The sequence below is a fragment of the Streptomyces sp. NPDC031225 genome (assembly GCF_055570355.1).
Genome location: NZ_JBVIHJ010000015.1, coordinates 139,197 through 165,523, shown reverse-complemented (window position 1 = coordinate 165,523; position 26,327 = coordinate 139,197). Strand labels below are relative to the sequence as shown.

24 protein-coding genes are annotated in these 26,327 nt (G+C 71.6%); 8 read left to right on the top strand and 16 right to left on the bottom strand.

The genetic code is table 11. From position 1 onward, the window contains the following. Positions 1-127: 127 nt before the first annotated feature. Together ACZ48Z_RS25435 and ACZ48Z_RS25430 are read left to right on the top strand one after the other, a co-directional pair. Positions 128-1,720 carry an AMP-binding protein gene (locus ACZ48Z_RS25435; RefSeq protein WP_468738175.1) on the top strand — a complete coding sequence of 531 codons (1,593 nt, stop codon included), beginning with the start codon at positions 128-130 and terminating at the stop codon, positions 1,718-1,720. A gap of 15 nt (positions 1,721-1,735) precedes the next feature. Beyond that, positions 1,736-2,548 (top strand): PaaX family transcriptional regulator, encoded by an 813-nt coding sequence (locus ACZ48Z_RS25430; RefSeq protein WP_468738174.1) that lies wholly within the window; start codon positions 1,736-1,738, stop codon positions 2,546-2,548. A 54-nt stretch (positions 2,549-2,602) separates the two neighbouring features. Here ACZ48Z_RS25430 and ACZ48Z_RS25425 read toward each other — a convergent pair whose 3' ends face one another. Next, positions 2,603-4,945, bottom strand: coding sequence for a bifunctional salicylyl-CoA 5-hydroxylase/oxidoreductase (locus ACZ48Z_RS25425; RefSeq protein WP_468738173.1), 2,343 nt, complete (start codon positions 4,943-4,945; stop codon positions 2,603-2,605). Positions 4,946-4,947: 2 nt separating this feature from the next. Then, on the bottom strand, positions 4,948-5,775 hold the full coding sequence (locus ACZ48Z_RS25420; RefSeq protein ID WP_468738172.1) for an enoyl-CoA hydratase family protein: 828 nt from the start codon (positions 5,773-5,775) through the stop codon (positions 4,948-4,950). A 298-nt stretch (positions 5,776-6,073) separates the two neighbouring features. Between ACZ48Z_RS25420 and ACZ48Z_RS25415 the strand changes: the two genes are divergently transcribed. Continuing rightward, the gene (locus tag ACZ48Z_RS25415; RefSeq protein WP_468738171.1) at positions 6,074-6,526 is read left to right on the top strand and encodes an ATP-binding protein; all 453 of its coding nucleotides are present in this window, start codon (positions 6,074-6,076) and stop codon (positions 6,524-6,526) included. A 97-nt stretch (positions 6,527-6,623) separates the two neighbouring features. Here the strand turns inward: ACZ48Z_RS25415 and argF are convergent, their stop codons facing one another. Next, positions 6,624-7,631 (bottom strand): ornithine carbamoyltransferase, encoded by a 1,008-nt coding sequence (argF, locus tag ACZ48Z_RS25410; protein WP_468738170.1) that lies wholly within the window; start codon positions 7,629-7,631, stop codon positions 6,624-6,626. Between the two features lie 130 nt (positions 7,632-7,761). After that, positions 7,762-8,985 (bottom strand): arginine deiminase, encoded by a 1,224-nt coding sequence (locus ACZ48Z_RS25405; RefSeq protein WP_468738169.1) that lies wholly within the window; start codon positions 8,983-8,985, stop codon positions 7,762-7,764. Between the two features lie 124 nt (positions 8,986-9,109). On the opposite strand from ACZ48Z_RS25405, the gene ACZ48Z_RS25400 reads away from it, so the two are divergent. After that, positions 9,110-10,114, top strand: a complete 1,005-nt coding sequence (locus ACZ48Z_RS25400) for an SPFH domain-containing protein (protein ID WP_468738168.1) — start codon at positions 9,110-9,112, stop codon at positions 10,112-10,114. Beyond that, entirely contained in the window at positions 10,111-11,007 is an 897-nt protein-coding gene (locus tag ACZ48Z_RS25395) for a hypothetical protein (protein ID WP_468738167.1), read from the top strand. The genes ACZ48Z_RS25400 and ACZ48Z_RS25395 overlap by 4 nt, the downstream gene beginning before the upstream one ends. A 146-nt stretch (positions 11,008-11,153) precedes the next feature. Here ACZ48Z_RS25395 and ACZ48Z_RS25390 read toward each other — a convergent pair whose 3' ends face one another. The 3 genes from ACZ48Z_RS25390 to ACZ48Z_RS25380 form a co-directional block, all read right to left on the bottom strand. Next, a complete protein-coding gene (locus ACZ48Z_RS25390; protein ID WP_468738166.1) occupies positions 11,154-13,697 on the bottom strand; it encodes a polynucleotide kinase-phosphatase in 2,544 nt (847 codons plus the stop codon). Beyond that, on the bottom strand, positions 13,694-15,202 hold the full coding sequence (locus tag ACZ48Z_RS25385) for a 3' terminal RNA ribose 2'-O-methyltransferase Hen1 (protein ID WP_468738165.1): 1,509 nt from the start codon (positions 15,200-15,202) through the stop codon (positions 13,694-13,696). The genes ACZ48Z_RS25390 and ACZ48Z_RS25385 overlap by 4 nt, the downstream gene beginning before the upstream one ends. A 215-nt stretch (positions 15,203-15,417) precedes the next feature. After that, positions 15,418-16,341: an LLM class F420-dependent oxidoreductase gene (locus ACZ48Z_RS25380; RefSeq protein ID WP_468738164.1), complete on the bottom strand. Its 924-nt coding sequence runs from the start codon at positions 16,339-16,341 to the stop codon at positions 15,418-15,420. Between the two features lie 228 nt (positions 16,342-16,569). Here ACZ48Z_RS25380 and ACZ48Z_RS25375 point away from each other — a divergent pair, with 228 nt between their 5' ends. After that, positions 16,570-16,734 carry a hypothetical protein gene (locus ACZ48Z_RS25375; protein ID WP_468738163.1) on the top strand — a complete coding sequence of 55 codons (165 nt, stop codon included), beginning with the start codon at positions 16,570-16,572 and terminating at the stop codon, positions 16,732-16,734. A 702-nt stretch (positions 16,735-17,436) separates the two neighbouring features. Here the strand turns inward: ACZ48Z_RS25375 and ACZ48Z_RS25370 are convergent. The 4 genes from ACZ48Z_RS25370 to ACZ48Z_RS25355 all read right to left on the bottom strand — a co-directional run bounded on the left by ACZ48Z_RS25370 (position 17,437) and on the right by ACZ48Z_RS25355 (position 20,110). Then, a complete protein-coding gene (locus tag ACZ48Z_RS25370; RefSeq protein WP_468738162.1) occupies positions 17,437-17,907 on the bottom strand; it encodes a DUF6099 family protein in 471 nt (156 codons plus the stop codon). A 177-nt stretch (positions 17,908-18,084) separates the two neighbouring features. Further along, positions 18,085-18,411: a nucleotide pyrophosphohydrolase gene (locus ACZ48Z_RS25365; protein WP_468738161.1), complete on the bottom strand. Its 327-nt coding sequence runs from the start codon at positions 18,409-18,411 to the stop codon at positions 18,085-18,087. Then, on the bottom strand, positions 18,408-19,640 hold the full coding sequence (locus ACZ48Z_RS25360; protein WP_468738160.1) for an AAA family ATPase: 1,233 nt from the start codon (positions 19,638-19,640) through the stop codon (positions 18,408-18,410). Before ACZ48Z_RS25360 ends, ACZ48Z_RS25365 begins: the two co-directional genes overlap by 4 nt. An 80-nt stretch (positions 19,641-19,720) precedes the next feature. Next, a complete protein-coding gene (locus tag ACZ48Z_RS25355) occupies positions 19,721-20,110 on the bottom strand; it encodes a cell division protein SepF (protein WP_468738159.1) in 390 nt (129 codons plus the stop codon). A gap of 213 nt (positions 20,111-20,323) precedes the next feature. Between ACZ48Z_RS25355 and ACZ48Z_RS25350 the strand changes: the two genes are divergently transcribed. Then, the gene (locus ACZ48Z_RS25350) at positions 20,324-22,048 is read left to right on the top strand and encodes a hypothetical protein (protein ID WP_468738158.1); all 1,725 of its coding nucleotides are present in this window, start codon (positions 20,324-20,326) and stop codon (positions 22,046-22,048) included. A gap of 4 nt (positions 22,049-22,052) precedes the next feature. Here ACZ48Z_RS25350 and ACZ48Z_RS25345 read toward each other — a convergent pair whose 3' ends face one another. Next, positions 22,053-22,568, bottom strand: a complete 516-nt coding sequence (locus ACZ48Z_RS25345; RefSeq protein WP_468738157.1) for a YceI family protein — start codon at positions 22,566-22,568, stop codon at positions 22,053-22,055. A 132-nt stretch (positions 22,569-22,700) separates the two neighbouring features. Between ACZ48Z_RS25345 and ACZ48Z_RS25340 the strand changes: the two genes are divergently transcribed. Beyond that, entirely contained in the window at positions 22,701-23,180 is a 480-nt protein-coding gene (locus ACZ48Z_RS25340; RefSeq protein WP_468738156.1) for a MarR family winged helix-turn-helix transcriptional regulator, read from the top strand. Between the two features lie 319 nt (positions 23,181-23,499). Here ACZ48Z_RS25340 and ACZ48Z_RS25335 read toward each other — a convergent pair whose 3' ends face one another. From ACZ48Z_RS25335 to ACZ48Z_RS25320, 4 genes are all read right to left on the bottom strand, one after another. Next, positions 23,500-24,084, bottom strand: a complete 585-nt coding sequence (locus tag ACZ48Z_RS25335; protein ID WP_468738155.1) for a sigma-70 family RNA polymerase sigma factor — start codon at positions 24,082-24,084, stop codon at positions 23,500-23,502. Positions 24,085-24,265: 181 nt separating this feature from the next. Further along, positions 24,266-24,907 (bottom strand): hypothetical protein, encoded by a 642-nt coding sequence (locus ACZ48Z_RS25330; protein ID WP_468738154.1) that lies wholly within the window; start codon positions 24,905-24,907, stop codon positions 24,266-24,268. A 66-nt stretch (positions 24,908-24,973) separates the two neighbouring features. Continuing rightward, complete coding sequence (locus ACZ48Z_RS25325) at positions 24,974-25,678, bottom strand: YcnI family copper-binding membrane protein (RefSeq protein ID WP_468738153.1); 705 nt, start codon at positions 25,676-25,678, stop codon at positions 24,974-24,976. Positions 25,679-25,718: 40 nt separating this feature from the next. Then, entirely contained in the window at positions 25,719-26,297 is a 579-nt protein-coding gene (locus ACZ48Z_RS25320; protein WP_468738152.1) for a hypothetical protein, read from the bottom strand. Between the last annotated feature and the right edge of the window lie 30 nt (positions 26,298-26,327).

The window sequence follows — 26,327 nt, the reverse complement described above, 5'->3', positions numbered from 1 at the left end:
GGCCCTACGTCGGGACCTCACGACAGTATCGCGTGCCATTGACTGTCGTCACCAACACGATACGCTCCTTGTGCGAGCCCACCATCGACGCCCACAGGGCGGCCCACACGGCAGGGGGCGACCCGCCATGAACGTCTCGGCCCACGTCGACACCTTCGCGCGCGACCACCTCCCACCCCCCGACCAGTGGCCGGAGCTCCGCTTCGACCTGCCGGAGCTCCGGTACCCCGATCGGCTGAACTGTGCCGCCGAGCTGCTGACGGGCCCGGCCGACGACCGCCCGGTGTTCCACACCCCCGCCGGGGACACATGGACGTACGGCACACTGCGCGCCCGGGTCGACCGGCTCGCGCACCTCCTCACCGACGACCTCGGGGTCGTCCCGGGCAACCGCGTCCTGCTGCGCGGCCCGACCACACCCTGGCTCGCGGCCTGCTGGCTGGCCGTACTGAAGGCGGGCGCCGTCGCCGTGACCGTGCTGGCCCAGCAGCGGCCGCACGAACTCGCCACGATGTGCGAGATCGCACGCATAGAGCACGCCCTGTGCGACATACGCGCCGTCGACGACCTCGCCAAGGCCGAGATACCAGGCCTGAGGATCACCACGTACGGCGGCGACGGCCCCGACGACCTCCTGAACCGCGAGGCGCCCGCGACGCCGTACACCGCCGTGACGACCGCGGCCGACGACGTGGCGCTGATCGCCTTCACCTCAGGCACCACCGGACGCCCCAAGGGCTGTATGCACTTCCACCGGGATGTGCTCGCCATAGCGGACACCTTCTCGAAGCATGTGCTCAAACCACATGTGGACGATGTGTTCGCCGGCAGTCCTCCGCTCGGTTTCACCTTCGGACTCGGCGGCCTGGTGATCTTCCCGATGCGCGCGGGCGCCAGTTCCCTCCTCCTCGAACAGGCCCACCCCAAGCAGCTGCTGCCGGCCATCGCCGAGCACCGGGTCTCGGTGCTGTTCACCGCCCCCACCGCCTACCGCGCGATGCTCGACGAGCTCGACGCGCACGACGTCTCGTCCCTGCGCCGCTGTGTCTCCGCCGGCGAGAACCTGCCCGCGGCCACCTGGCGGGCCTGGCAGGAGCGGACCGGGCTGCGGATCGTCAACGGCATCGGCGCCACCGAGCTGCTGCACATCTTCATCTCCGCGGCCGACGAGCAGATCCGGCCCGGGACGACCGGGCTGGCCGTACCCGGATGGCACGCGCGCGTGCAGGACGCCGACGGCGAGCCGATGCCCGACGGCGAGCCCGGCCTCCTCGCCGTACGCGGCCCCGTCGGCTGCCGCTACCTCGCCGACCCCCGCCAGCACGAGTACGTGCGGCACGGCTGGAACATCACCGGCGACACATACGTCCGCGAGAGCGATGGGTACTTCCGCTATGTGGCCCGCGCGGACGACATGATCATCTCCGCGGGGTACAACATCGCCGGGCCGGAGGTCGAGGACGCGCTCCTGCGCCATCCCGAGGTGGTCGAGGCGGCCGTGGTGGGCCGGGCCGACGAGGCGCGCGGGCAGGTGGTCGTGGCCTACGCCGTCCTCAAGGAGGGCGCCGAACGGGACGCCGACGCCCTGCGCGCCTTCGTCAGGACCGAACTGGCGCCCTACAAATGCCCGCGCGAGATCGTCTTCCTGGACGCCCTGCCGCGGACGGCGACCGGAAAACTCCAGCGGTTCAGACTGCGCACCGATGGTGACCAGCAGTGATCCACACGACCTAAGATGATCAACGTGTCCGACCAGCATGCACCACGGTCTCTCATCGTCACGTTCTACGGCGCCTACGGCCGCTTCGTACCCGGCGCCGTACCCGTCGCCGAGCTGATCCGGCTGCTGGCCGCGGTCGGCGTGGACGCCCCCTCCGTACGCTCGTCGGTGTCCCGCCTCAAACGGCGCGGGCTGCTGCTGCCGGCCCGTACGGCACAGGGCTCGGCCGGCTACGAGCTGTCGCCGGAGGCCCGCCAGCTGCTCGACGACGGCGACCGGCGCATCTACGCCGCAACCCCGCCCGAGGACGAGGGCTGGGTGCTCGCCGTGTTCTCGGTGCCGGAGTCGGAGCGGCAGAAACGCCATGTGCTGCGCTCACGGCTGGCCGGCCTCGGCTTCGGCACGGCGGCTCCCGGGGTGTGGATCGCCCCGGCGCGGCTGTACGAGGAGGCCCGGCACACGCTCCAGCGGCTGCGCCTGGAACCGTACGTCGACTTCTTCCGCGGCGAGCACCTCGGCTTCGCGGCGACCGTCGAGGCGGTGGCCCGCTGGTGGGACCTGGCCGCGATCGCCAAGGAGCACGAGGCGTTCCTAGACCGCCACGCGCGCGTGCTGCACGACTGGGAGAACCGGGCCGACACCCCGCCGGAGGAGGCCTACCGCGACTACCTCCTCACCCTCGACTCCTGGCGCCACCTGCCCTACGCCGACCCCGGCCTGCCCGCCCCGCTGCTCCCGGACGGCTGGCCGGGCGAGCGGGCGGCGGCGGTGTTCCGAGGACTGCACGAACGGCTGCGGGACGCGGGGGCCGGCTTCGCCGGGTTGTGACCCCCGGCACATCATGTGCCCCTCCACCGATCCGACCGGCGCGTTCCTCCTTCTTCAAGTCCCCAGGGCGAGCCGGGGCTTGGGGGCGTCCATGCGTCCGGTCTGCGGGCGGCGGCTGCCCGCACGGTACGGGTCGGGCCAGACGACGCCGGGGCCGTCGTAGCCCTGCTCGGCGGCCGCGTGCAGGGTCCAGTTCGGGTCGTAGAGGTGCGGGCGGGCCAGTGCGCACAGGTCCGTACGCCCGGCCAGGATCAGCGAGTTGACGTCGTCCCAGGAGGAGATCGCACCGACCGCGATGACCGGGACGCCGGTCTCGTGACGGATCCGGTCGGCGTACGGCGTCTGGTACGACCGCCCGTACTCCGGGTGTTCCCCGGCCACGACCTGCCCGGTCGACACGTCGATCGCGTCGGCGCCGTGCGCGGCGAAGGCGCGGGCGATCTCCACCGCGTCCTCGGCCGTGTTGCCGCCCTCGGCCCAGTCGGTGGCGGAGATGCGGACGGTCATGGGCCGTTCCCGGGGCCACACCGCCCTGACGGCGTCGAAGACTTCGAGGGGGAAGCGGAGCCGGCCGGTGAGCGATCCGCCGTAGGAGTCCGTGCGCCGGTTGGTCAGCGGGGAGAGGAAGCCGGAGAGCAGATAGCCGTGCGCGCAGTGCAGTTCGAGGAGGTCGAAGCCGGCACGGTCGGCACGCCTGGCGGCTTCCGTGAACTGCTCGCGGACGTCGGCGAGTTGGGTGGTGCTGAGTTCGCGAGGGGTCTGGTTGCCGGGCCTGTACGGGATCGGGGACGGCGCCACGACGGGCCAGTTGCCGTCCGGCAGCGGCTCGTCGATGCCCTCCCACATCAGCTTGGTCGAGCCCTTGCGGCCGCTGTGTCCGAGTTGCACACCGATCGCGGTGCCCGGCGACCGCGCGTGCACGAAGTCGGTGATCCGTTTCCAGGCCTCGGTCTGCTCCCCGTTGTAGAGGCCGGTGCAGCCGGGCGTGATCCGGCCCTCGGCCGAGACGCACACCATCTCGGTCATCACCAGTGCGGCACCGCCGAGCGCCCGGGCGCCCAGGTGGACCAGGTGGAAGTCGCCGGGGAGGCCGTCGGTGGCGGAGTACATGTCCATCGGCGACACGACGACCCGGTTGCGCAGGGTCAGGCCGCGCAGCCGGAAGGGGGTGAACATCGGGGGCGTACCGGGCTCGCAGCCGAACTCTCGCTCCACGGCGCCGGTGAAGTGGGTGTCGCGCAGGCGCAGGTTGTCGTGGGTGACGCGGCGGCTGCGGGTGAGCAGGTTGAAGGCGAACTGACGGGGCGGCTGGTCGAGGTACAGGCCGAGGTTCTCGAACCACTCCAGGCTGGCGCGGGCGGCGCGTTGCGTGGAGGCGACGACGGGTTTGCGCTCCGCTTCGTAGGCCGCCAACGCGCTTTCCGGTGACGGCTGTTCCTCCAGGCAGGCGGCGAGAGCGAGGGCGTCCTCGACGGCGAGCTTGGTCCCGGAGCCGATGGAGAAGTGGGCGGTGTGGGCGGCGTCGCCGAGCAGCACGACGTTGCCGTGCGACCAGTGCGCGTTGGTCACGGTGCGAAAGGTCGTCCACGCCGAGTGGTTCGACCTCAGCGGCCGGCCGCCCAGCGCTTCGGCGAAGATCTTGGCGCAGCGCTCGGTCGACTCGTTCTCGTCGAGGTCCGCGAATCCGGCCGCCTGCCAGACCTCTGCCCGCATCTCGACGATCACTGTGGAGGCGCCGGGATTCTGCGGCCCGGAGGGCCTCGTTGAGGGGTGGTGGTCGGGCGACGGGCGGGAGTAGGGGTAGCCGTGCAGCTGCATCACGCCGTGTTCGGTCTCGGCGATCTCGAAGCGGAAGGCTCCGAAGGCGAAGTCCGCGGCCAGCCAGATGTAGCGGCAGTGGTGCGAGGTCACATGGGGACGGAACACATGAGTGTGGGTCTCGCGTGTGGCGCTGTTGACGCCGTCGGCGGCGATGACCAGATCGTGGGTCCGCGTCAGGTCGGGCGGGGCCTCGGTGCGGAAGCGCAGATCGATACCGAGGGCGCGGCAGCGGTTGTGCAGGATCTCCAGGAGCCGCTTGCGGCCGAGGGCGGCGAAACCGTGGCCTCCGGAGGTGTGCCGTACGCCCCGGTGCACGATGTCGATGTCGTCCCAGCGGACGAATTCGCCCTGCAGGGCCTCGTAAACCACCGGGTCGGCGTGCTCGATGCCGCCCAGGGTCTCGTCGGAGAGGACGACTCCGAAGCCGAAGGTGTCGTCGGGGGCGTTGCGTTCCCAGACGGTGATCTCTCTGCGCGGGTCCAGGCGTTTGAGCAGGGCTGCCGCGTAGAGTCCGCCCGGGCCGCCGCCGATGACCGCCACGCGCAGGGGGTGGCCGGACGGGCGTGGCGTCGGCATCCTCAACGCCCCTGCCACTTCGGCGGTCGCTTCTCCGTGAACGCCGAATGGAACTCCGCGTAGTCCTCGCCGTTCATCAGCAGGGCCTGGGTGGCCGCATCCATTTCCACCGCTGCCGCCAACGGCATGTCCAGCTCCGCCGTCAGCAGGGCCTTGGTCTGGGCGTACGCCAGTGCCGGGCCCTCGGCCAGGCGGTGGGCCAGGGCCGAGGCGGCCTCGTCCGCGCCGCCCTCCTCGGTCAGCTGGCTGATCAGGCCGATGCGCTCGGCCTCGGGGGCGCGGACCGGTTCGCCGAGCATGAGGAGACGTGTGGCATGGCCGAGGCCGACCACGCGAGGCAGGAGGTAGGCCGCCCCCATGTCGCCGCCGGACAGGCCGACCCTGGTGAACAGGAACGCGAACCGGGCCGAGGGGTCCGCCACCCGGAAGTCCGCGGCCAGGGCGAGCACCGCCCCCGCCCCCGCCGCCACCCCGTGCACGGCCGCTATCACGGGGAACGGACACTCCCGTACGGCCCGCACCACCTGGCCCGTCATCCGGTTGAAGTCGAGAAGCTGGGCGGTGTCCATGGCGAGGGTCGCGCCGATGATCTCGTCGACGTCGCCGCCGGCGCAGAAGCCGCGGCCCTCACCGGCCAGGACCAGGGCCCGCACGGAACGCTCGCGGGACAGCTCGGCGAGCAGATCGCGCAGGTCGGCGTAGGCGCCGAAGGTGAGCGCGTTGAGTTTTTCGGGGCGGGCGAGGGTGACCGTGGCGACGCCGTCGGCGAGGTCGACGCGCAGGTGCTGCCAGTCGGGGGTGCGAGTGGCGGAGCCGGTGAAGGGGCTCATGATCGTGCGGCCTCCTCGTGCTCGGGCGAAGTGCGAGGTGCGCTCTCCCTCGAAGTTATCACCCAAGTTTGACTGTCGTCATGAGTGCGCGATAGAAGCCTGCGGATGTGACCTGGACCCGTCACAGCCGTCACGGCTCGTCGACAGACGGGCAACGGCGGGATCGGCGGTGGGAGGCAAGCCGTTGCTACGGGTAAGCCGCCTGCCAACGGGGCCGAAGGTCCCGTACGGCGCCCGCCGGACCGACCCGCCGACGGCGCCGTACCATTCATACGGTTGAAAGCAGGACAGCCTGCTCATGAACGGAACCGCCTTGCAAGATCGCCCCTCAGCCTCCGCCTCCTGGCGCATCGCGCTGCCGCACTCCGCCGCGGCCGTGCCCGTGGCGCGCGCTCTGGTCCGCACCGCGCTGGCCGAGCTGGAGCACGGGGCGGACAGCGACACCGCGGAGCTGCTGACGGCCGAGCTGGTGGCGAACGCCGTGGAGCACACGGCCGGCGACACCCCCATAGAGCTCGTGGTCGAGCTGCTCCCCACCGGCTGTCAGGTGGAGGTGCACGACCCGGACCCGGCTCCCCCGGGCCATCTCACCCAGCCGGACACCCAGGACCCGGACCCCTGGCAGGAACACGGCAGGGGCCTGCTCCTGATCAGGGCGCTGAGTTCGTCGTGCGGCCACCGCCCCACAGAAACGGGCAAGGCGGTGTGGTTCAGGCTGCCATCGGTACCTCGGCAATGGCACCCGGCATGACCAAACCCACCCAGGGGCACGGGGCTGTGTTGAATTTGCGGCTACCGCCGCGCGGGCGCGACCAGCCCCCACCGGCGCGCACCCGACAGTGGACCGACTACGCCAGCGTCGCGACCAGCACGGCCTTGATCGTGTGCAACCGGTTCTCCGCCTCGTCGAACACCACCGAGTGGGCCGACTCGAACACCTCGTCCGTGACCTCCAGGGACTCCAGGCCGTGGGTCTCGAAGATCTCCTGTCCCACCTTCGTACCGAGGTCGTGGAAGGCCGGGAGGCAGTGCAGGAACCTGACGTCCGCGTTCCCGGTCGCCCGCAGCACGTCCATGGTCACGGCGTACGGCGACAGGGCCGCGATCCGCTCGTCCCAGACCGTCTTCGGCTCGCCCATGGACACCCAGACGTCCGTGGCGACGAAGTCCGCCCCCCGCACCCCCTCCTCCAGCGACTCGGTGAGGGTGACGCGAGCGCCGCTCTCCGCGGCGAGCGCGCGGGCCCGCTCCACGACGTCCTGCGCCGGCCAGTAGGACTTCGGGGCGACGATCCGCACATCCATGCCGAGCAGCGCACCGGTGATCAGGTAGGAGTTGCCCATGTTGAACCGGGCGTCACCGAGGTAGGCGAACGCGATCTCCCGGACCGGCTTCGCGGTGTGCTCGGTCATCGTCAGCACGTCGGCCAGCATCTGTGTGGGGTGCCAGTCGTCGGTGAGCCCGTTGTACACCGGCACCCCGGCATACGCGGCGAGCTCCTCCACCTTGTGCTGACTGTCTCCGCGGTACTCGATCCCGTCGTACATACGACCGAGCACGCGCGCGGTGTCCCGTACGGACTCCTTGTGCCCCATCTGCGAGCCGGACGGGTCCAGGTACGTCGTCGAGGCGCCCTGGTCCGCCGCCGCGACCTCGAACGCGCAGCGCGTGCGCGTCGAGGTCTTCTCGAAGATCAGCGCGATGTTCTTCCCGCTCAGATGCCGCGTCTCGACCCCCGCCTTCTTGGCGGCCTTCAGCTCGGCCGCCAGCTCGACCAGGCCCAGGAACTCCTGCTCGGTGAAGTCGAGCTCCTTGAGGAAGTGGCGCCCGGCGAGGGCGGTCGGGACAGTCGCCATGGGGGCGCTCCAGGGGTACGGGACAAGCGGACCCTTGGAAGTCTATACGACACTCGACATTTATATACAGGCAGCTGTACGGCTGTCCGGTCACACGTTCTACGGCCTCGCGCCGCCTCCCCCGCGCCGCCTACACGGCCTCCCGCTCCACCGGACAGCTCATGCAGCGCGGCCCGCCCCTTCCCCGGCCCAGTTCGCTGCCCGGGATCTCGATCACCTCGATGCCCTGCTTGCGCAGATGGGTGTTGGTGGTGGCGTTGCGTTCATAGGCGACGACGACGCCCGGCTCGACGGCGAGGACGTTGCAGCCGTCGTCCCACTGCTCGCGCTCGGCCGCGTGCACGTCCTGGGTGGCGGTCAGGACACGGATCGCACTGAGGCCGAGCGCGGCGGCGATCGCGCGGTGCATGTGCTCCGGCGGGTGGTCGGTGACCTTGAGCTCCTTGTCGTCGACACCCGGCTCGATGGTGTAGGAGCGGAGCATGCCGAGCCCGGCGTACTGGGTGAAGGTGTCGCCGTCGACCATCGTCATCACGGTGTCGAGGTGCATGAAGGCCCGCCGCTTCGGCATGTCGAGGGCCACGATCGACTGCGCGGACCCCTCGGCGAACAGCTTGTGCGCGAGCATCTCGACGGCCTGGGGCGTGGTCCGCTCGCTCATGCCGATGAGGACGGCGCCGTTGCCGATGACGAGGACGTCCCCGCCCTCGATGGTGGACGGATAGTCGGCCTGCCCCTCGGACCAGATGTGGAACGTCTCGTCACGGAAGAGCGGATGGTGCCGGTAGATCGCCTCGAAGTGGACCGTCTCGCGCTGCCGGGCCGGCCAGCGCATGGCGTTGACCGAGACGCCGTCGTAGATCCAGGCCGAGGTGTCGCGGGTGAAGAGGTGGTTGGGCAGGGGGGCGAGGAGGAAGTCGTCGAGGTCCATGACGTGGAAGCGCACGGAGGTCGGCTCCGGGTGCGCGTCCAGGAACTCCCGCTTGGTCATGCCGCCGACGAGGACCTCGGCGAGTTCCCCGGCGGGCAGGGACTCGAAGGAGGCACGGAGATGGTCGGTGGCCAGCGGGCCGTACTCCTTCTCGTCGAAGACGCGGTCCAGGACGAGGGACCGGGCCGCCGGGACCTCCAGGGCCTCGCTGAGCAGGTCGCCGAAGAGATGGACGGCCACGCCGCGGTCGCGCAGCACGTCGGCGAACCCGTCGTGCTCGGCGCGCGCCCGGCGCACCCACAGCACGTCGTCGAAGAGCAGTGCGTCCTTGTTGCTCGGGGTGAGCCTCTTGAGCTCGAGATCCGGCCGGTGAAGGATGACGCGGCGCAGCCGCCCGGTCTCGGAGTCGACATGGAATCCCATGTCCCCATCCTGGCCAACAGAAGGCGGGTTGACCCCTCGGTCCGACCGGAATTCCTCGTTGTCGTCCCCTTGACGATAAACGGGACGGCCGGTTATCGTCTTCAAGACGAAAAGAGGACGTTCGATGGCCGACATCACCCGGCGCCTCGGCTGGCGCCACCTTCGCGGCGCACCCACGGCGCACATCCGGCACCACCGCGGCGGCACGTTGCTGCACGACGGCCCCGGACTCAGCTTCTGGTACCGCGCACTGACCGCCGCACTGTCCGAAGTGCCGGTCGACGACCGCGAGTTGGCCATGACGTTCCACGCCCGCACGTCGGACTTCCAGGACGTGGCGGTGCAGGAGACCGTGACCTACCGGATCGGCGACCCGGCGCTGGCCGCCGCCCGGCTGGACTTCTCGATCGACCCCGACACCGGGGTCTGGCGGGGTACCCCGCTGGAGCAGCTCGGCTCGCTGCTGACGGAGACGGCCCAGCAGCACGCGCTGGACGTCCTGGCCCGTACGCCGTTGTCATCGGCCCTGGTCGACGGTGTGGCGGCGGTGCGCGAGCGGATCACGGCGGGCCTGGGTGCCGAGCCCCGGCTGCCGGCCACCGGCATCGAGGTGGTCTCCGTTCGCGTGATGGCGGTCCGCCCCGAACCGGAGGTCGAGCGGGCGCTGCGCACCCCGGCCCGCGAACAGATCCAGCAGGAGGCCGACCGGGCGACCTACGAGCGGCGGGCCGTTGCCGTCGAGCGGGAACGGGCCATCGCCGAGAACGAACTGGACAGCCAGATCGAACTCGCCCGCCGGGAAGAGCAGTTGGTGGAGCAGCGCGGCACCAACACCCGCCGGGAGGCCGAGGAGCACGCCGCCGCGGACGCGGTGCGGGCCGAGGCGGAGGCGAAGCGTTCGGTACGGCTGGCGCGGGCCGAGGCCGAGGGGGTACGCGAGGTGGGTGACGCGAAGGCGCAGGCACAGGCCGCCTGGCTGCGGGTGCACGCCGACGTCGACGTCGCCACGCTGCACGCCCTCACCGGGACCCGGTTCGCGGAGAACCTGCCGCGCATCGACAGCGTGACGATCTCACCGGACGTGCTGACGGGACTGCTGGCCAAGCTGGGCGCACGGGAGCCGGAGTGAGTCTCGCGCCGCGGGCCGTCCTGGTCCACCGCACCACGGAGTACGAGGAGTTGGTGTCCCACCACGGCACCCACGGCCAGGCCGCCTTCTTCCTCTCCTCCCGGGGCCGGGACATCGAGGAGGTCGCCGCACGCCACCACCGCGCCCGGCGGGCCGTCGCCGAGGTGACCGCGGCGATCCCCCTGACCTGGCGTCAGGCACGGGTGGAGCGGGCGGACCTGGACCGCTTCCTGTTCGCACCGGAGGATGTCGTCGTGGTGGTCGGACAGGACGGTCTGGTCGCGAACACGGCCAAGTACCTGTCAGGACAGCCTGTGTTGGGCATCGACACGGAACCCGGCCGGAACCCCGGCATCCTGGTGCGCCACCGCCCCGAGCAGGCCGCCGCGCTGCTCCGGGCGGCGGTTCTCGGCACCGCGGCGGACGAACTCACCATGGTCGAAGCCGTCGCCGACGACACCCAGCGACTCGTCGCACTGAACGAGATCTACCTGGGTGCCGCCGGACACCAGACGGCCAGATACCGCCTGGGCCTGGAGGGCGACGGGGGTGTCGTCGAGGCCCAGGCTTCTTCCGGGGTGCTGGTGGGGACGGGTACCGGCGCCACGGGCTGGCTCCGGTCGGTGTGGCAGGAACGGGGCGGCGGCCTACGGCTGCCGGGTCCGACGGAGGACCGCCTGCTGTGGTTCGTCCGGGAGGCCTGGCCGTCCCCGGCCACCGGGACCTCCCTGACCGCCGGCGAACTCCCCGCCCCCACCCGCCTGCGTCTCACCGTCGAGTCCGAACGGCTCATCGCCTTCGGGGACGGGATGGAGACGGACGCGGTGGAGCTGACCTGGGGACAGACGGTGGACGTGGGGATCTGCCGGGAGCGGTTGCGGCTGGTGGGGTGAGGGCGCGGCCCGTGGCCCGGGGGGGGGGGGGGGGCGGGGGGGAGGGGGGGGGGGGGGGGGGGGTGGTGGGGGGGGTTTGTTGGGGGGGGGGTGGGGCTTTTTTCCCTCCCCCCCCCCCCCCCCTCCCCCCCCCCCGGGCCGCGGGCTCACAGCCGCGGGTCCACCGGCTCCGACTCCAGAGCCAGCACCCCGAACACCGCCTCGTGCACCCGCCACAGCGGCTCGCCCTCGGCGAGGCGGTCCAGCGCCTCCAGGCCGAGCGCGTACTCCCGGATCGCGAGGGAGCGCTTGTGGTTGAGGAACCTCTTGCGCAGCCGGTCGAGGTTGTCCGGCCGGGTGTACTCGGGGCCGTAGATGATCCGCAGGTACTCCCGGCCCCGGCACTTGATGCCGGGCTGCACCAGACGTCCCTGCGTGCTGCGGACCACCGCGCCGAGCGGCTTGACGACCATGCCCTCGCCGCCGCGGCCGGTCATCTCCAGCCACCAGTCGACGCCCGCCCGCACCGACTCCGGGTCACCGGTGTCGACGTAGAGGCGTCGGGTGGACTGGAGCAGGCCGGTGCCGTCGTGCTCCACCAGGCGGTCCAGCAGGGCCAGTTGCTCGTCGTGCGGGAGCGCGGCGAGGCTGCGGCCCTGGACGGCGAGGACCTGGAACGGTGCCAGGCGGACGCCGTCCAGACCGTCGGTGGTCCAGCAGTAGCGGCGGTACGCGTCGGTGAACGCGCCTGCCGCGTCGGCCCGTTCACGCTGGCGGGCCAGCAGGTCGCCGACGTCGACGCCCCGGTCCGCCGCACCCCGGAGCGCGGCCAGCGCTCCCGGGAACACCGCACCGGACGCGGCGCCGACGGCCGCGTACTGCGACCGCAGCAGGCCGGACGCCTTCAGCGACCACGGCATCAGCTCGGCGTCCAACAGCAGCCAGTCGGTGTCGAGTTCGGCCCACAGGCCGGCCGCGTCGATCGCCGTGCGCAGGCGGTCGAGGATCGCCTCCGTCACCGACTCGTCGTCGAAGAACGGGCGGCCGGTGCGCGTGTACAGCGAGCCGGTCGGACCGTCCACTCCGAAGTGCTTGCGGGCCGCCTCCGCGTCCCTGCACACCAGCGCCACCGCCCGCGAGCCCATGTGCTTCTCCTCGCACACGACCCGTGCGACACCGTCCTCGGCGTACTGCGCGAACGCCTCGGCCGGGTGCTCCAGGTAGCCCTCGACACGGCTGGTCGCGGTGGGGGCCATCGTCGGCGGAAGGTACGGCAGCAGCCGCGGGTCCACCGCGAAGCGGCTCATGACCTCCAGTGCCGCCGCCGCGTTCTCCTCGCGGACCGCGACCCGGCCCGCGAGCCGGGTCTCCACGGCCCTGCGGCCGTGCACGTCGGCCAGGTCGAGCGGCCGGCCGTCGTGCCCGCCGGGAGCCTCCGACCTCAGCGGCTTGACCGGCTCGTACCAGACCCGTTCCGCCGGTACGTCGACCAGCTCCCGCTCCGGCCAGCGCAGCGCGGTGAGCTTGCCGCCGAAGACGGCGCCGGTGTCGAGGCAGATGGTGTTGTTGAGCCAGGTCGCCTCCGGGACCGGGGTGTGGCCGTAGACGACGGCGGCCCGGCCCCGGTAGTCCTCCGCCCACGGATAGCGCACCGGCAGCCCGAACTCGTCGGTCTCACCGGTGGTGTCGCCGTACAGCGCGTGCGAGCGGACCCGCCCCGAGGTACGGCCGTGGTACTTCTCCGGCAGACCGGCGTGGCAGACGACCAGGCGGCCGCCGTCGAGGACGTAGTGGCTGACGAGCCCGTCGATGAACTCCCGCACCTCGGCCCGGAACTCGTCCGACACCGACTCCATCTGCTCGATGGTCTCGGCCAGGCCGTGGGTGTGCTGGACCTTGCGGCCCTTCAGATGACGGCCGTACTTGTTCTCGTGGTTGCCCGGCACGCACAGGGCGTTGCCGGACCCGACCATGGACATCACGCGGCGCAGCACGCCGGGGCTGTCCGGGCCGCGGTCGACGAGGTCGCCGACGAAGACCGCGGTACGGCCCTCGGGGTGGACGCCGTCGGCGTAGCCCAACTTGCCGAGCAGGCTCTCCAGTTCGGCGACACAGCCGTGGATGTCGCCGACGATGTCGAAGGGACCGGTGAGGTGGGTCAGGTCGTTGAAGCGCTTCTCGGTGACGACGGTGGCGTTCTCGATGTCCGTCACCCCGCGCAGGACGTGCACCTTGCGGAAGCCCTCGCGCTCCAAGTGACGCACGGAACGCCTCAGTTCGCGGATGTGGCGCTTGATCACCCGGATCGGCATGTCGGCCCGGTCGGTACGGTCCGCGTTGCGCGCGGCGCACACCTCCTCGGGCACGTCGAGCACGATGGCGATCGGCAGGACGTCGTACTGCTTCGCCAGGTCGATCAACTGCCGTCGGGAGTCCGACTGCACGCTGGTCGCGTCGACGACCGTGCGGCGGCCGGCGGCAAGGCGCTTGCCCGCGATGTAGTGCAGGACGTCGAAGGCGTCCTTGGTCGCGCCCTGGTCGTTCTCGTCGTCGGAGACCAGGCCCCGGCAGAAGTCCGAGGAGATGACCTCGGTCGGCTTGAAGTGCCTGCGGGCGAACGTGGACTTGCCCGAGCCGGAGGCGCCCACGAGGACGACGAGGGAGAGGTCGGTGACGGGGAGCACCCGTCCCTTGGTAGGTGTCTCGCTCATGCGACCTTCGCCTCCTTCTCGGTCGTCCGGGTCTTGTGGGTCGTCTCGGTTTTCTGGTTCGTCTCGGACTTCATGCCGAACACGGCCATCTGGGTGGGCGGGCCCACCTCGGGGTCGTCCGGCCCCACCGGTGTGAACTCCACGTCGTACCCGTGCCGTTCGGCCACCGCCGACGCCCACGCCCGGAACTCCGCACGCGTCCACTCGAAGCGGTGGTCGCCGTGCCGGACATGCCCGGCCGGGAGGCTCTCCCAGCGGACGTTGTACTCGACGTTCGGGGTGGTCACCAGGACCGTCCGGGGGCGGGCCGCGCCGAACACCGCGTACTCCAGGGCGGGCAGCCGGGGCAGGTCCAGGTGCTCGATCACCTCGCTGAGCACGGCGGCGTCGTACCCCTTGAGCCGCTTGTCGGTGTACGCCAGCGAGCCCTGGAAGAGCTGGACGCGGGAGGCCATCCGCTCCCCCATGCGGTCCAGCTTCAGCCGACGCGAGGCGATGGTGAGCGCTCGCACCGACACGTCGACGCCGACGATCTCGGTGAACTTCGGGTCCTTGAGCAGTGCCTGCACCAACTGGCCCTGTCCGCAGCCGAGGTCGAGGACACGGGTGGCACCGGAGGTGCGCAGGGCCTCGATGATCGCGTCCCGTCGCTGCACGGCGAGCGGGGTGGGCTTGTCCTCGGTCTCGGTCTCCGCCTCGACGGCGTTGTCGATGTCCTCGACCTCGCTGTCGTCGGTCTCGGCGAGCCGCACCAGTTCGAGACGTTCCATCGCCTCGCGCGTCAGCGACCAGCGGCGGGACAGGTAACGGCTGGTGATCAGCTTCTGCTCCGGGTGCTCGGGCAGCCAGCCCTCACCGGCCCTGAGCAGCTTGTCGACCTCGTCGGGGGCCACCCAGTAGTGCTTGGCGTCGTCGAGGACCGGCAGGAGGACGTACAGATGGCGCAGCGCCTCGGCGACGGTGAGCTGTGTGGACTCCAGTTCGAGGCGGACGTAGCGCGAGTCGCCCCACTCCGGGAACTCGGTGTCCAGCGCGACCGGTTCGGCGGTCACCGTCCAGCCGAGCGGTTCGAAGAGGCGCCGTACGAGTTCCGGACCACCGCGGGCCGGGAGCGCCGGCACCTCGATGCGCAACGGCCTTGCCTGTCCCGGGAGTTCGGGCCTGGCGCTGCACACTCCGCGCATCGCGCTGGAGAACACCGCGCTCAGCGCCACCGCGAGCAGCGAAGAGGCCGCGTACGGGCGGTCGTTGACGTACTGCGCGAGGGCCGCGTCGGGGGCGCCGCCGCGGCCCTTGCCCTTGCCGCGCCTGACCAGCGCCACCGCGTCGACCTCCAGCAACAGCGCCGCCGTGCACCGCTGATCGTCCGCCTCGGGATACAGGACGTGCGCGGTGCCGTAGGACGTGGAGAACGCCTGCGCCTTCCCGGGGTGCTTGTGCAGCAGGAAGCCGAGGTCGGTGGCGGGGCGCTCGGGGGTGCCGGTGGTGGTGAGGGTCAGGAACACGTTGACTGGCCTCAGAACGGTGGGAGTACTGGTCTGAACTGCGAATACGCACACCGTACCGACCAGACATCGCCGGCACCCGGGGTTTTTTCACCAGGGGCTCGGCACCGAAGCGGTGAGCGACGAGCCGTGACGGCCGGTCCGGCGGATCGGAGCACACACATGGCTCGAACCCGCCGGACGGTGAACCTGTCGCCGTCGCCGTCGTACGTGCGTTACGACAGCTGCGACTGGACCTGGGCGGAGATCAGCTCCAGGTGGTCCAGGTCGTCGAGGTCGAGGACCTGGAGGTACATCCGGCGCGAGCCCACGGCGGCGTAGCGGCCGATCTTGTCGACGACCTCGGCGGGGGTGCCGGCCAGGCCGTTGGTCCTGAGCTCGTCGACCTCGCGGCCGATCGCCGCGGCACGACGGGCGACCTCCCGGTCGTCCTTGCCGACGCAGACGACGAGGGCGTTGGAGAAGGTGATCGCGTCGGCCGCGCGGCCCGCCTCCTGAGCGGCGGCGCGGACCCGGCCGAACTGGGCCTCGCTGTCCTCGACCGAGCCGAACGGCATGTTGAACTCGTCGGCGTAGCGCGCGGCAAGGCGCGGGGTGCGGGTCGCGCCGTGGCCGCCGATCAGTACGGGGATCTTGTCCTGGGCGGGCTTGGGGAGCGCGGGTGACTTGCTGAGGTCGTAGTGCTCGCCGTGGAAGTCGAAGGTCTCGCCGGGCTCCGTGGCCCACAGGCCGGTGACGATCTCCAGCTGCTCCTCCAGGCGGGGGAACTTCTCCTTCGGGAACGGGATGCCGTACGCCGCGTGCTCTTCCTCGAACCAGCCTGCGCCCAGGCCCAGTTCGACTCGGCCGCCGGACATCTGGTCGACCTGGGCGACCTGGATGGCGAGGACGCCGGGCAGCCGGAAGGTGGCGGCGGTCATCAGGGTGCCGAGGCGGATGCGCTTGGTCTCGCGGGCCAGGCCGGCGAGGGTGATCCAGGCGTCGGTGGGGCCGGGGAGACCGTCGGCGTCGCCCATGCGGAGGTAGTGGTCGGAGCGGAAGAAGGCGTCGAAACCGAGGTCCTCCGTGGCCTTGGCGACGGTGAGGAGGGTGTCGTAGCTCGCGCCCTGCTGGGGCTCGGTGAAGATGCGGAGATCCATGTCTCCATCCTGCACGCAGGGGTGAACGGTGGTCGCAGCGGTCCCTGTGACCTCAGTGGTCCCCGGGCGGGTGAAAATTCGTCAACGGTGTGCGGGAGGGGTGACCGTGCCAGTGACCGGGCCCTTTGGTGATCGTTGGCTCGGGCGGAGCCGGCTTGTCGTCGCCGGTGCGTCATCCGTTACCCGCGTCGGCCCCGCCGTCGGGGTACTTGGGCCGAGGAGGCCGTCATGTCCGAGGAAACCTTGCCGCTGTCCGGGCAGCCGAAGGGGTTGCTGCAGCAGATGGAGGAGTTGATGGCGTCGCTGAACGCGGATCTGTCGGCGTTGGATGCGGATCTTCAGTCTGCGGGGGGTTCGGCGGGGCGGGGGGTCGGCGAGGAGGAGGCCGTCTGAGGGTGCGGTCACCCGGGGGGGGCGGTGGGGTCCGCCGGGTACAGCCCCGTGAGGGTCGGTCGGGCACAGCCCCGTGAGGGTCGGCCGGGTGCGGCCCTGCGGGGGTTCGCCGGCCGCGCCCGATGAGGAGCCGCCGGGCGCGAGCCGGTGAAGGTCCGTCGGGTACAGCCCCGAGGGTTTCGGCGGGGTGGGGCCCGGTGGGGGTTCGCCGGGCGCGGGCCGATGAGGGGCCGCCGGGTGCGGTCCGGTGGGGGCTGGTCGCGCAGTTCCCCGCGCCCCTGAGTGGGTGCAGTCGGAGCATGCCCAGTTGTGCCCAGTCAGGGGCGTGGGGCTGTGGCATGAGCGGCCCGGTCGGGGCGCGGCCGGCCCCCACCGAGCCCCCGCGGCTGAAAGCTCACCCCACCTCCGCCAGGCCCAGGACGAAGACGCACCACGCACCCCGCCAGGCCCGCGGCCGACAACTCACCCGCCTCTCACCAGACCCAGGACCGGAAAACGCACCCCCCGGCCACGCCTGCGGCCGCATACTCACCCCGGCCCGGCCCAGCCAGGCTCAGGACCGAATCCTCACCCCGCCCCCCGCCAGGCCCAGGACCGAAAACCCCGCCCCCGGCCAGCCCCGCGGCCGAAAACCCGCCCCACCCCCGGCCAGGCCCAGGACCGAAAACCCACCCCGCCCCCGCCAGGCCCGCGGCCGAAGGTTCACCCCGCCTCCCGTTCCACCGCCACCTCCCCCCGGTCCGCCAGTCTTCGCAGCATCTCCAGGACCCGGTCCCGCGACTCGTCCGCTGCGTCGATCGCCTCCATGCACTGCCAGTACGTCGTCTCGTCGTCCGCCGCGCAGGCGAGGCTGACCAGGGCGATGCCCACCTCGCCGAGGAGGCCGCCGAGGTAGAGCAGGGCCTGGCGGGCGTCGCCCAGGTCGGTGAGCTGGGCGGCCCGCAACTCCGCCAGGGCGATGTCGGGGCGGTCCAGGACACCGCAGCCACGGCCCGCGAGCTCGGTCAACCCGAGGGCCTCGCCGCGGAGTTCCGGTGGTCCGGCGACCGCGAGGCGACTCCCTATCGCCTGGGCCAGGGCCTGCGCCTGCCACACCTCGGCCATGACCTGAGGCGCCTCGCCGCTCCCGGCCAGGGCACGCCTGCTCGTCACGATGAGCCGCACCGCGTCCATCGGCTGCCCCCGTCTGTCGCGACGCGCCCCCGGCACGTCCGCCCGAACTCCCTTGTTCACTACCCAGAGTGAGGTCGCTCGGAACGAAAAGCCAGAGGTAGGCGGAAATTTGTGGACAACAAATCGATTTCAGACCACCCGTTCATCACGGAGAGTGAAAGAGGACTGGACCACTCCTTACGGCACCGGAAACCTCCGCTCGTTCCGGTCGATCTTCGCGTCGAGCGCCGCCAGCGGATCGACGCCGAGCGCCCCGCAGAGCTGGAGCAGATACGCGAGCACGTCGGCGACCTCGTCCTTGACGCGGTGCGCGGTGTCGGGGTCGTCCATGACGCGCGCCGACTCCTCGGGCGTCAACCACTGGAAGATCTCCACCAGTTCGGAGGCCTCCACGCTGAGCGCGGCGACGAGGTTCTTGGGGGTGTGATAGGGCTGCCAGTTGCGGGCCGCCGCGAACTCGGCCAGCCTGCGCTGCAGTTTCGCCACGTCAAGAGGTTCTGTCACGGCTCCAGGTGTACCACCGTGACGCCCTCCGTCCCGGCCGCCCACGAGGCGTCGCTCACCGCGCCGACCAGCCGGATGTGCCCGCGCTCACACATCCGCACTGCCAGTCGCAGCAGTTCGGCCCGCTGCCGTACGTCCAGTCCGCGGTCGAGGTTGTCGGCGAGCACGGTGAGCGTCTGCATCGCCGCGGGCACCTCACCAGCCGGGTCGACCTCCAGCACGCCGGGCCCGGTGAGCAGCACCAGCGCGAGGGCGAGGTACCTCAACTCGCCGTCGCCGAGCCGCTTCAGCTCCGTACGGCTGCCGTCCCCGCGGTCGAGCAGCGCCCGGACCGTTCCGGTGAGCAGCGGTTCGGCGAGGACGTCGGTGACGGGCCCCGCGCACCCGGCGCGCACCGCGGCGACGAGTTGCGCGTGCCGTCGGCCGCACTCCGCGCGGGTGCGCCACAGGACGTCGGCGAGGTTGTCGCAGCCGCCGAGCAGCCGTCCGGAGCCGGCCGGGACGGGCAGCCGCATGCGTCCGGGCCGTGGATCGCAGCCGAAGACGGAGCGCAGGGCGACGACCATCTGTTCGGCGGCGGCGAGGACGCTCCGCTGTCCGTCCGTCTTGCCGGCCACGCGCAGCGGAAGAAGCGCGGTGCCGAGTCGGTCGTCCGGGAGCGGGGCCCGGGTGACCGGGGCGGCCCCCGCGGTGTGCCAGGCGGCCTGCACGGTCCGGCGGGAGGGGTCGCGCAGGGCGGTCTCCAGGAGGACGACCCCGCCGGACGTCAACCGCTCGCCCACGATGCGCAGTTCGGGCTCGGCCTGGACGGCGACGTCGAGGCGGACCGGTCCCTCGGGTCCGTCGGCCGTGCAGCCGATCCGGAAGCCGCGGCGGCGCTGCGCGTCGGGGCGGGCCCGGTCCGGGACGCAGGCGACGGGGTCGGGGAACACCTCGGCGAGGCTCGCGCCGCCGCCGAGCCGCGCGAGGGCCTCGTACGCCCTGAGCGCGCTCGTCTTGCCGCCGCCGCTGGGTCCTGCGAACAGGGTCAGCGGCCCGAGCGGTAACCCGGCCCGCCGGTGCGCGGCGTACGCGGACAGCCGGAGTTCGGTGAGACAGGGCCGGCCGGGACGGCGCTCACCGCCCGGTGACCGCTCCGTGAGCGGAGGAGCCGACTGGGGCGGGACGACGGAGGACGTGGAGGACGTCGGGGGCGTCGGTGACGTGGGGGATGTGGGGGGTACACGCATATCCGGACCGTAGGACTCCGCCGGCGGGCGAACCGTTCCTGCCTCGTGGCCTTCCTACGATCGAGCGAACCGTCCGGGGCTCAGGACCCCGGCATCCCGGCTCCCTCCATCAGCCCCGTCACCTCGGTTCCGGCCGGTGTCAGCAGGAACACGTTGCGGTCCACCCGGTGCATACCGCTCGCCAGTCCGAACACGACGCCTGTGCTGAAGTCGAGAACCCGCTTGGCGACGTCCGCCTCTGCGGCGGTGAGGTCCAGCAGGACGGGGATGCCCGCCATGAGCGTCTCGGCGACCTCGCGGGCGTCCGCGAAGACATTGATCCGCAGGACGACGAAACGGCGCCGGGCCTCGGTCTCCGCCTCCGGTACGGACCGATGGTCGACCGCCGACGGCCACGCGTCCCGCCCGCGCAGCGGAACGACCTGGGCGAGCCCTTCCCACTGTTCATCGGTGACGTCGTACCTGTTCACCGGCTCCCCCGCTCCGACTCGCTTTTTTCCATGCCTGCACCAGCCATTCTTACGCCAAGTCACCCGTTCGGCCCAACAGCGACACGGTGTGCGACGCATCGACGGCCACATAGTGCCGCCACCCACCATGACGAAAGGGTCTTACCGGGCTCACACCGGACTCTAGGCCTCCGGCGGCATGCCCCTCACCGGGCCCGGTTAGCGTCCGGTGCCGTGCTCCTGACGGATACCCAGCTGTCGGCGCCCGGCCGGCGGACCCAGCCGACGGTGACCGCCGCCCCGGAACCCCCCACGCAGTGGCATCGCGTCCTGACGCTGCTCGCGGACGTCAGTCTGTTCATCGGCACCCGCGAGGTCTGGACACAGGCGGCCACCCACCGTCCTGCCGTGGCGATGCTGATCTCCGTCTGCTACGCCTCGATCCTCGTCTGTGGCGTCCTGGCCCTGGTGGTACGCGGTCGGCGGTCCCTGGCGCGCGTGGATCTGTGCGTGCTGGTGACCGGGCTGACCCTCGCCCTGTGCACGTTCGTCCTGTTCCACCGCGGCTCCGACGAGTCCGTCCTCACCGCCCAGGCGGCCCGCGACCTGGTCGCAGGACACGGCGTCTACGGCCACCCCTGGCCCTGGCTGTTCGGCGGCCACGGCATCGCGCTGACCCCGACCGTCACGGGCGGCTACGACTACACGTACGGCTATCCCCCGCTCGCCCCGCTGTTGACCGCGCCCCTGTTGTGGCTCGGGCACGGTGGCCTGCCCGCCATAGCGATGAGCACCGGCGCGCTGCTCGTCGGCACGGTCGTGCTGTGGCGGCTGCTGCCCGTGCCGTGGCGGTCGGCGGCGACCATGGCGTGCCTGGGGTTCTCGATGATTCCCATGTACGGCAGGCTCGGCTACCCGGCGATCCTGGCGCTGGCCCTGCTGGTGCCGGTGGTGGTGCGCTGGCCCCGGATCGGGCGGGGCGGGCGGCTGGGGGCGGCCGGGGTGGCGCAGGCCGCCTGTCTGGGCGCGGCGTGCGCGGCCCAGCAACTGCCGTGGTTCCTGGCGCCGTTCCTCGTCGCCGGGATCTACGCCGTGCGGCGCGGGGAGCTCGGCAGACGTGCGGCGGGTCTGGTGGTGCTGCGGCTCGCCGGGGTCGCCATGACCGTATGGCTGCTGATCAACACGTATTTCGTCGTGAGCCAGCCGGTCGCGTGGTTCAAGGGGATCGCGCTGCCGCTGATCCAGGGCGCGGTGCTGCACGGGCAGGGCCTGGTGGGCGTGTCGCTGTATCTCACGGACGGCAGCGACCGGCTCGACTGGTACGGGTACGCGAGCCTGCTGCTGCTCGCCGGTCTGCTGGCGCTGTTCGTGCTGTTCGTGCGCCGGCTGGGTCCGGCGGCGACCGTGCTGCCGTGGCTGGCGTTCTATCTGGCGACCCGTTCGCAGGACGGCTACTACCTGATGATGACCCCGCTGTGGCTCGCGGCTGCGGTCACCGCGCCCGCGTCCGAGTTCTCCGGGGCCTGGCAGCCGTTCACCGGCCGGCTCGGTGGTCCGCACCGGCGCCCCGCGCGGATCGCCGCGGCCGCCTTGCTGCTGAGTCCTGCGCTGGTGAGCGCGGTGCTGGCTGCCACCGGCTCACCGCCCCTGCGCATGGAGGTCACCGCGCTGCACCACGACTCCCGTACGCTCTCCCGGCTGACCCTCCGCGTCACCAACACCGACGACGACGCCCTGACCCCCCACTTCACGCTGACGCGGGGCCAGGGCATGTACCCGTACTTCTCGGTCCTGCGGGGGCCGCGCACGCTGGCCGCCCATGCGACGGCCACCTATGAACTGCGGCCGCCCGAGGGGACGTACGCCCTGCCGAAGCCGGGTCAGCGGGTCCGGATCCGGGTGTTCACGTCCTCGCCGCAGACGCTGTCGAGCGCCTGGGTCACGTTGCCGACGACCTGACGGGTCAGGCCGCGGACCGCGTGAAGCGGAGCGCGGCGGTGACCGTGGTCAGGCCGCGGATCATGCCCAGCTGGTTCCAGCTCAGGCCGAAGTGGTCGCGGTCCACCGAGAACTCGGCGTTCAGCGTGACCGCGTCGGCGCTCGCGTCGGTGAGCTGTGCGGTGAGGGACTGGGGGCGGCTGATGCCGCGCACGGTGAGCTGGCCGATCACATGCACCTGGTCGCCGTCCCGCAGCTCGGCGCTGCGCACCGCGAAGGTGATCTCGGGGTGGTTCGCGACGTCGAAGAAGTCGGCCCCGCGCAGGTGCTCGTCACGCTTGGCGTTCTTGGTGTCGAGGGAGGCGGGGTCGAGGGTCAGGGTGCCGACGGCGGATCCGTCGGACCGGACCTCGCCCTGACCGTCCACGGTGGTGAAGGCGCCCTTCACCGTGACCAGGCCCCACATCGTCTTGTGCTTCAGGGCGACGGTGGTGGCGGTCCGGTCGAGCTGCCAGGTTCCGGTTTCGACGGCGACGGTCATGGTCTCTCACTCCTGGGGACGTGCGGGGGACGCCGGGGGGCGCTCATGGACTTCTGAAATTCTGTAGTCCAAATTTGGATGACATCAAGCTAGCCCATACTCCAAATTTGAACAACAGTTACACTGGAATTTATGGCCGACCAGTCCGAATGTCCCTCCCTGTCCGACGGGATCCTGCCGCCCGAGCTGCACGCCTGGATGCTGCTGCTGGCCGCGACGGGCGCCGTGGAGCAGGAACTGCGCTCCGTCGTCAAGGAACGGCTGGGCGTCTCCCACGACGAGTTCCTGGTGCTGTGCCTGCTGGGCGCACGGCCCGCGGCCGGTGTGCGCATGACGAAGATCGCGGAACTCCTCGGCCGCCCCAAGACCCGGCTCACCTACCAGATCGCCTGCCTCCAGCACGCCGGCCTCGTCACCCGCACGTCGGTGTGTGGCGACAAGCGGGGCGTCGAGGTGACCCTCACCGACAAGGGCCGACTCCTGCTGCAGGAGTCCTCGGACGCCCTCGCCGCGACGGTCAAGGAGGCACTGGCCCGCTTCATGGGGCCCGACCAGCGCATGGCGCTGTGCGCGCTGATGCCGGACCTCGCCGTGGAGGCGAGGCCGGAGTAGTCACCGTGGGGCGGTGGCGGGCACCCGGCCGGTATCCGCGCCGACTCCGGAGGAGAGGTTGAGGGAGCTCCGACTGCCCGTTACGGACACGGCAACCCTGGAACGCGCGCTGTGCGGGCGGGCCGACGCCGAGGTCCGCTTCGGTACCTCCAGAACAAACGGTCAGTGAACCAACGGGCGCGGGGCTGTGTCGATATGCGGCTCCGCCGCGTGGGCGCTACCAGCCACGACGCCGCCGCACCCGCGAGACGACAAACCGAGGCACCCGCCTCGGCGCCCTCACACCGCCGGTTCCATCAGCGCACCCGCCTCGGCGCCCTCACACCACCAGTTCCATCAGCGCCGCCCTGGCCCGCGCCACCCGAGACCGAACCGTCCCCACCGGGCACCCACTCACCACAGCCGCCTCCTCGTACGACAGCCCCAGCATCTGCGTGAGCACGAACGCCTCCCGCCGCTCATCGGACAACGCCCCCAACAGATCAAGCAGCGCTATCCCGTCGTCGAAGCCGGGAACGCCCCGCGGCTGAGCACGCTCGACCGCGTCCTGCCAATCCGAACCGTCGTACCGGCGGGGCCGAGCGGCGGCGTGCCGGAAACCGTCGGTCACCGCCCGGCGGGCGATGGCCAGCAACCAGACCCGTGCCGAGGACCGGCCCTCGAACCGGTGCAGACTGCCGAGCGCCCGCAGAAACGTGTCCTGGACGAGGTCGTCCACGGCCTGGGGGTCGGCGCACAGATAGGAGACGACACGCAGGACGTCACGGTGCAGGGCACGTACGAAGTGGTCGACGGCATCCGCGTCACCGGCGCGGGCGGCGAGCGCCCAGGCCGTTGCGGAGGCGTCGGCGGCCTCCCGTTTACGCCGGAGGTCGGCCGGGGCGGGCAGGGTGGAAGTGATCACCAGGTGTCCTTCTCGGGTCAGCCGTGATCCGGACTGCCGCCGTGAAGTCAGGTGCACACAGCTGCGCGGCGGTCCGGTGAAAGGGGTGCGGCCGTGCGGCGACCACATGTGCGCGGAGCACATACGTGGGCGTACGACCGGGCCGAGGCGCACAGGGGCGGCCTCGGATTGCCGGCTGTCGTCAGGCGACAGCCGTCCCCAGGGGCGGACCGCGATGGGTGATCGCGTGGTCGAGAAGGAGAAGCCGCGGCCCCCGCGTGGGACGGGCGCGGCGCACCCGCAGACGCGGGCGGTGCGGGGTGGCGGGCAGGGCGAGCAGCAGCCGCAGCGGGGCGACCAGCCATCCGGCCACGGCCCGCAGGATGCGGAACGCGGCCCGCTCGCCGTACGCCAGCCAGAGACCGGTGAGGAGCGCGGCGAGCAGATGGGCGGCGTACATGCCGAAGGGCAGCCAGTACGCGAGCGCGCCGACTCCTGACGAGGCCCCCACCTGAGCCGCGTCCATGGAGTCCATGCCGTTCGTGTGCATGGACTCCATGTGCATCGCGCCCATGTCCTGCGCCGCCGGTGTGGGCTGTGCGAAGGAGAACGCCGAGTGGAGGGCCGTCTGGGCGGCGACGACGACGGCCACGATCAGCGGCAGCCCGCGTTCACGGCCGGCCAGACACCAGCCCGCGCACCCGGTCACGACCAGGGCGGCTGCCAGTGTCCAGCCCGGCACATGGACGCCGGACATGAGGACGTGGCCCAGGGCGGCGAGCAGCACACAGACGGCCGCGAACACCGCGGCCCGTACCGTGCGCGAACCCCACCCTGCTGTCATGGCGCCTCATCCTTCCATCCCGGCACCGGAAGTCACCTGTGGGTACGGAAATCCACAGCTACTTCCTCACTGCGTACGGCGGCTCCGTACGACGGCGAAGGCCCCGGCCGCGAGGCCGAGCACGCCGACGACCAGTCCGGCGATGCCGAGGCCGCGCGCGGTGGAGTCGCTCACCGAGGCCTTCGTGGTGGCGGCCGGGGTCTGCGACGCCTTCTTGGAGGTGGTGGCGGCCGCCGTGAGCTTGAGGACCGGCGCCGGGTTCTCCGGCTCGTCGTCGCCCGACGCGGCCTCCTCGATCCAGCGGACGACCTTGCCGTCCGAGTAGGTCTGAAGCGTCTTGAAGGCCAGCTGGGCGGTGTCGTCGGGCAGTTGGCCGAAGGCGACGTCGAAGTCCTCGTAGTGGCCGGGGGCGATCTTCCCGCCGGTCCAGGTGATCTCGGAGACCGCGTCGGTGATCGTGCCGTCGTCCGTCTTGACCGGCGTCTTGAGCTTGGTGTCGGTGACCTTGGCGGTCCAGCCGTCGTGCGGGGAGACGAGCGCGCCCAGCAGGGGGTGGTCGGTGGGCAGGAACAGCTGGACCTTCGTGGTGCTCGCGGTGTCGCTCTCGTCGGGCACGCGGAAGGTCAGCACGCCGTCGGTGGCGCCCTTGGCGTACCTGTCGGGGTGGACGGTGACGTGCGCGGAGGCGACGCCCGCGGCGGTGAGGACGGTGGCGGCGGCGAGCGCGCTGCCGAGGCCGGCGCGACGCAGGAAGGTGTGTGCTGAGGACATGGGTGAGGGATCTCCGTACCGAAGCAAAGGGGTGTAGGGGTCAGATCGCGTACGGGATCCAGGTGGGCGGTCCGCGTCGGTGGACCGAGTGCCGCAGCAGGAGGCGGCGGAGTGTCCGGGGGCTCTGCTCGGTGACCGGCCGCACCGAGCCCGGTGCGAGGGACTCGCCGTACCCGCGCCACCAGGCAACGAGCCCGGGGACGAGGGCGACGGCCCGGCGCAGGAGCGACCACAGGGCGGCCTCGCCGCGCCGCAGCCACCAGGTCAGCAGGACGGCGGCCGAGACGTGGGCCGCGGTGGCGTGCGGGGTCAGGGCGTGCACGTCCGAGTGGGACATGCGCATGCCGTGCATGACCATCACCGTGTGCGGTCGTGCCGCGCCGAAGGCCAGGTGCAGTCCGCCCTGGGAGGTGAGGGTCGCCGCGCCGATGGCACCGAGCGACCGCTCCCGGCCGCCGAGCAGCCAGCCGGCCGCGAACACCGGCGCGAATCCGGCGACCTGCGCCCACACCGGCGGCGCCGTCCCGGTCGCCAGTGTGTGTCCCCCGGAGGCCAGCAGCACACAGAGCGCGGCGAACACCGCCGCGCGCAGGCTCCGGACCGCAGGGGACGCCCTCATGGCGACAGATACTCCCACGTGTGGGTGGGA

What these genes read in the sequence shown, in the direction of transcription:
- ACZ48Z_RS25435 (WP_468738175.1), top strand. Translation starts at nt 128, where the DNA reads ATGAACGTCTCGGCCCACGTCGACACCTTCGCGCGCGACCACCTCCCA.
- ACZ48Z_RS25430 (WP_468738174.1), top strand. Translation starts at nt 1,736, where the DNA reads ATGATCAACGTGTCCGACCAGCATGCACCACGGTCTCTCATCGTCACG.
- ACZ48Z_RS25425 (WP_468738173.1), bottom strand. Translation starts at nt 4,945, where the DNA reads ATGCCGACGCCACGCCCGTCCGGCCACCCCCTGCGCGTGGCGGTCATC.
- ACZ48Z_RS25420 (WP_468738172.1), bottom strand. Translation starts at nt 5,775, where the DNA reads ATGAGCCCCTTCACCGGCTCCGCCACTCGCACCCCCGACTGGCAGCAC.
- ACZ48Z_RS25415 (WP_468738171.1), top strand. Translation starts at nt 6,074, where the DNA reads ATGAACGGAACCGCCTTGCAAGATCGCCCCTCAGCCTCCGCCTCCTGG.
- argF (WP_468738170.1), bottom strand. Translation starts at nt 7,631, where the DNA reads ATGGCGACTGTCCCGACCGCCCTCGCCGGGCGCCACTTCCTCAAGGAG.
- ACZ48Z_RS25405 (WP_468738169.1), bottom strand. Translation starts at nt 8,985, where the DNA reads ATGGGATTCCATGTCGACTCCGAGACCGGGCGGCTGCGCCGCGTCATC.
- ACZ48Z_RS25400 (WP_468738168.1), top strand. Translation starts at nt 9,110, where the DNA reads ATGGCCGACATCACCCGGCGCCTCGGCTGGCGCCACCTTCGCGGCGCA.
- ACZ48Z_RS25390 (WP_468738166.1), bottom strand. Translation starts at nt 13,697, where the DNA reads ATGAGCGAGACACCTACCAAGGGACGGGTGCTCCCCGTCACCGACCTC.
- ACZ48Z_RS25380 (WP_468738164.1), bottom strand. Translation starts at nt 16,341, where the DNA reads ATGGATCTCCGCATCTTCACCGAGCCCCAGCAGGGCGCGAGCTACGAC.
- ACZ48Z_RS25375 (WP_468738163.1), top strand. Translation starts at nt 16,570, where the DNA reads ATGTCCGAGGAAACCTTGCCGCTGTCCGGGCAGCCGAAGGGGTTGCTG.
- ACZ48Z_RS25370 (WP_468738162.1), bottom strand. Translation starts at nt 17,907, where the DNA reads ATGGACGCGGTGCGGCTCATCGTGACGAGCAGGCGTGCCCTGGCCGGG.
- ACZ48Z_RS25360 (WP_468738160.1), bottom strand. Translation starts at nt 19,640, where the DNA reads ATGCGTGTACCCCCCACATCCCCCACGTCACCGACGCCCCCGACGTCC.
- ACZ48Z_RS25345 (WP_468738157.1), bottom strand. Translation starts at nt 22,568, where the DNA reads ATGACCGTCGCCGTCGAAACCGGAACCTGGCAGCTCGACCGGACCGCC.
- ACZ48Z_RS25340 (WP_468738156.1), top strand. Translation starts at nt 22,701, where the DNA reads ATGGCCGACCAGTCCGAATGTCCCTCCCTGTCCGACGGGATCCTGCCG.
- ACZ48Z_RS25330 (WP_468738154.1), bottom strand. Translation starts at nt 24,907, where the DNA reads ATGACAGCAGGGTGGGGTTCGCGCACGGTACGGGCCGCGGTGTTCGCG.
- ACZ48Z_RS25325 (WP_468738153.1), bottom strand. Translation starts at nt 25,678, where the DNA reads ATGTCCTCAGCACACACCTTCCTGCGTCGCGCCGGCCTCGGCAGCGCG.
- ACZ48Z_RS25320 (WP_468738152.1), bottom strand. Translation starts at nt 26,297, where the DNA reads ATGAGGGCGTCCCCTGCGGTCCGGAGCCTGCGCGCGGCGGTGTTCGCC.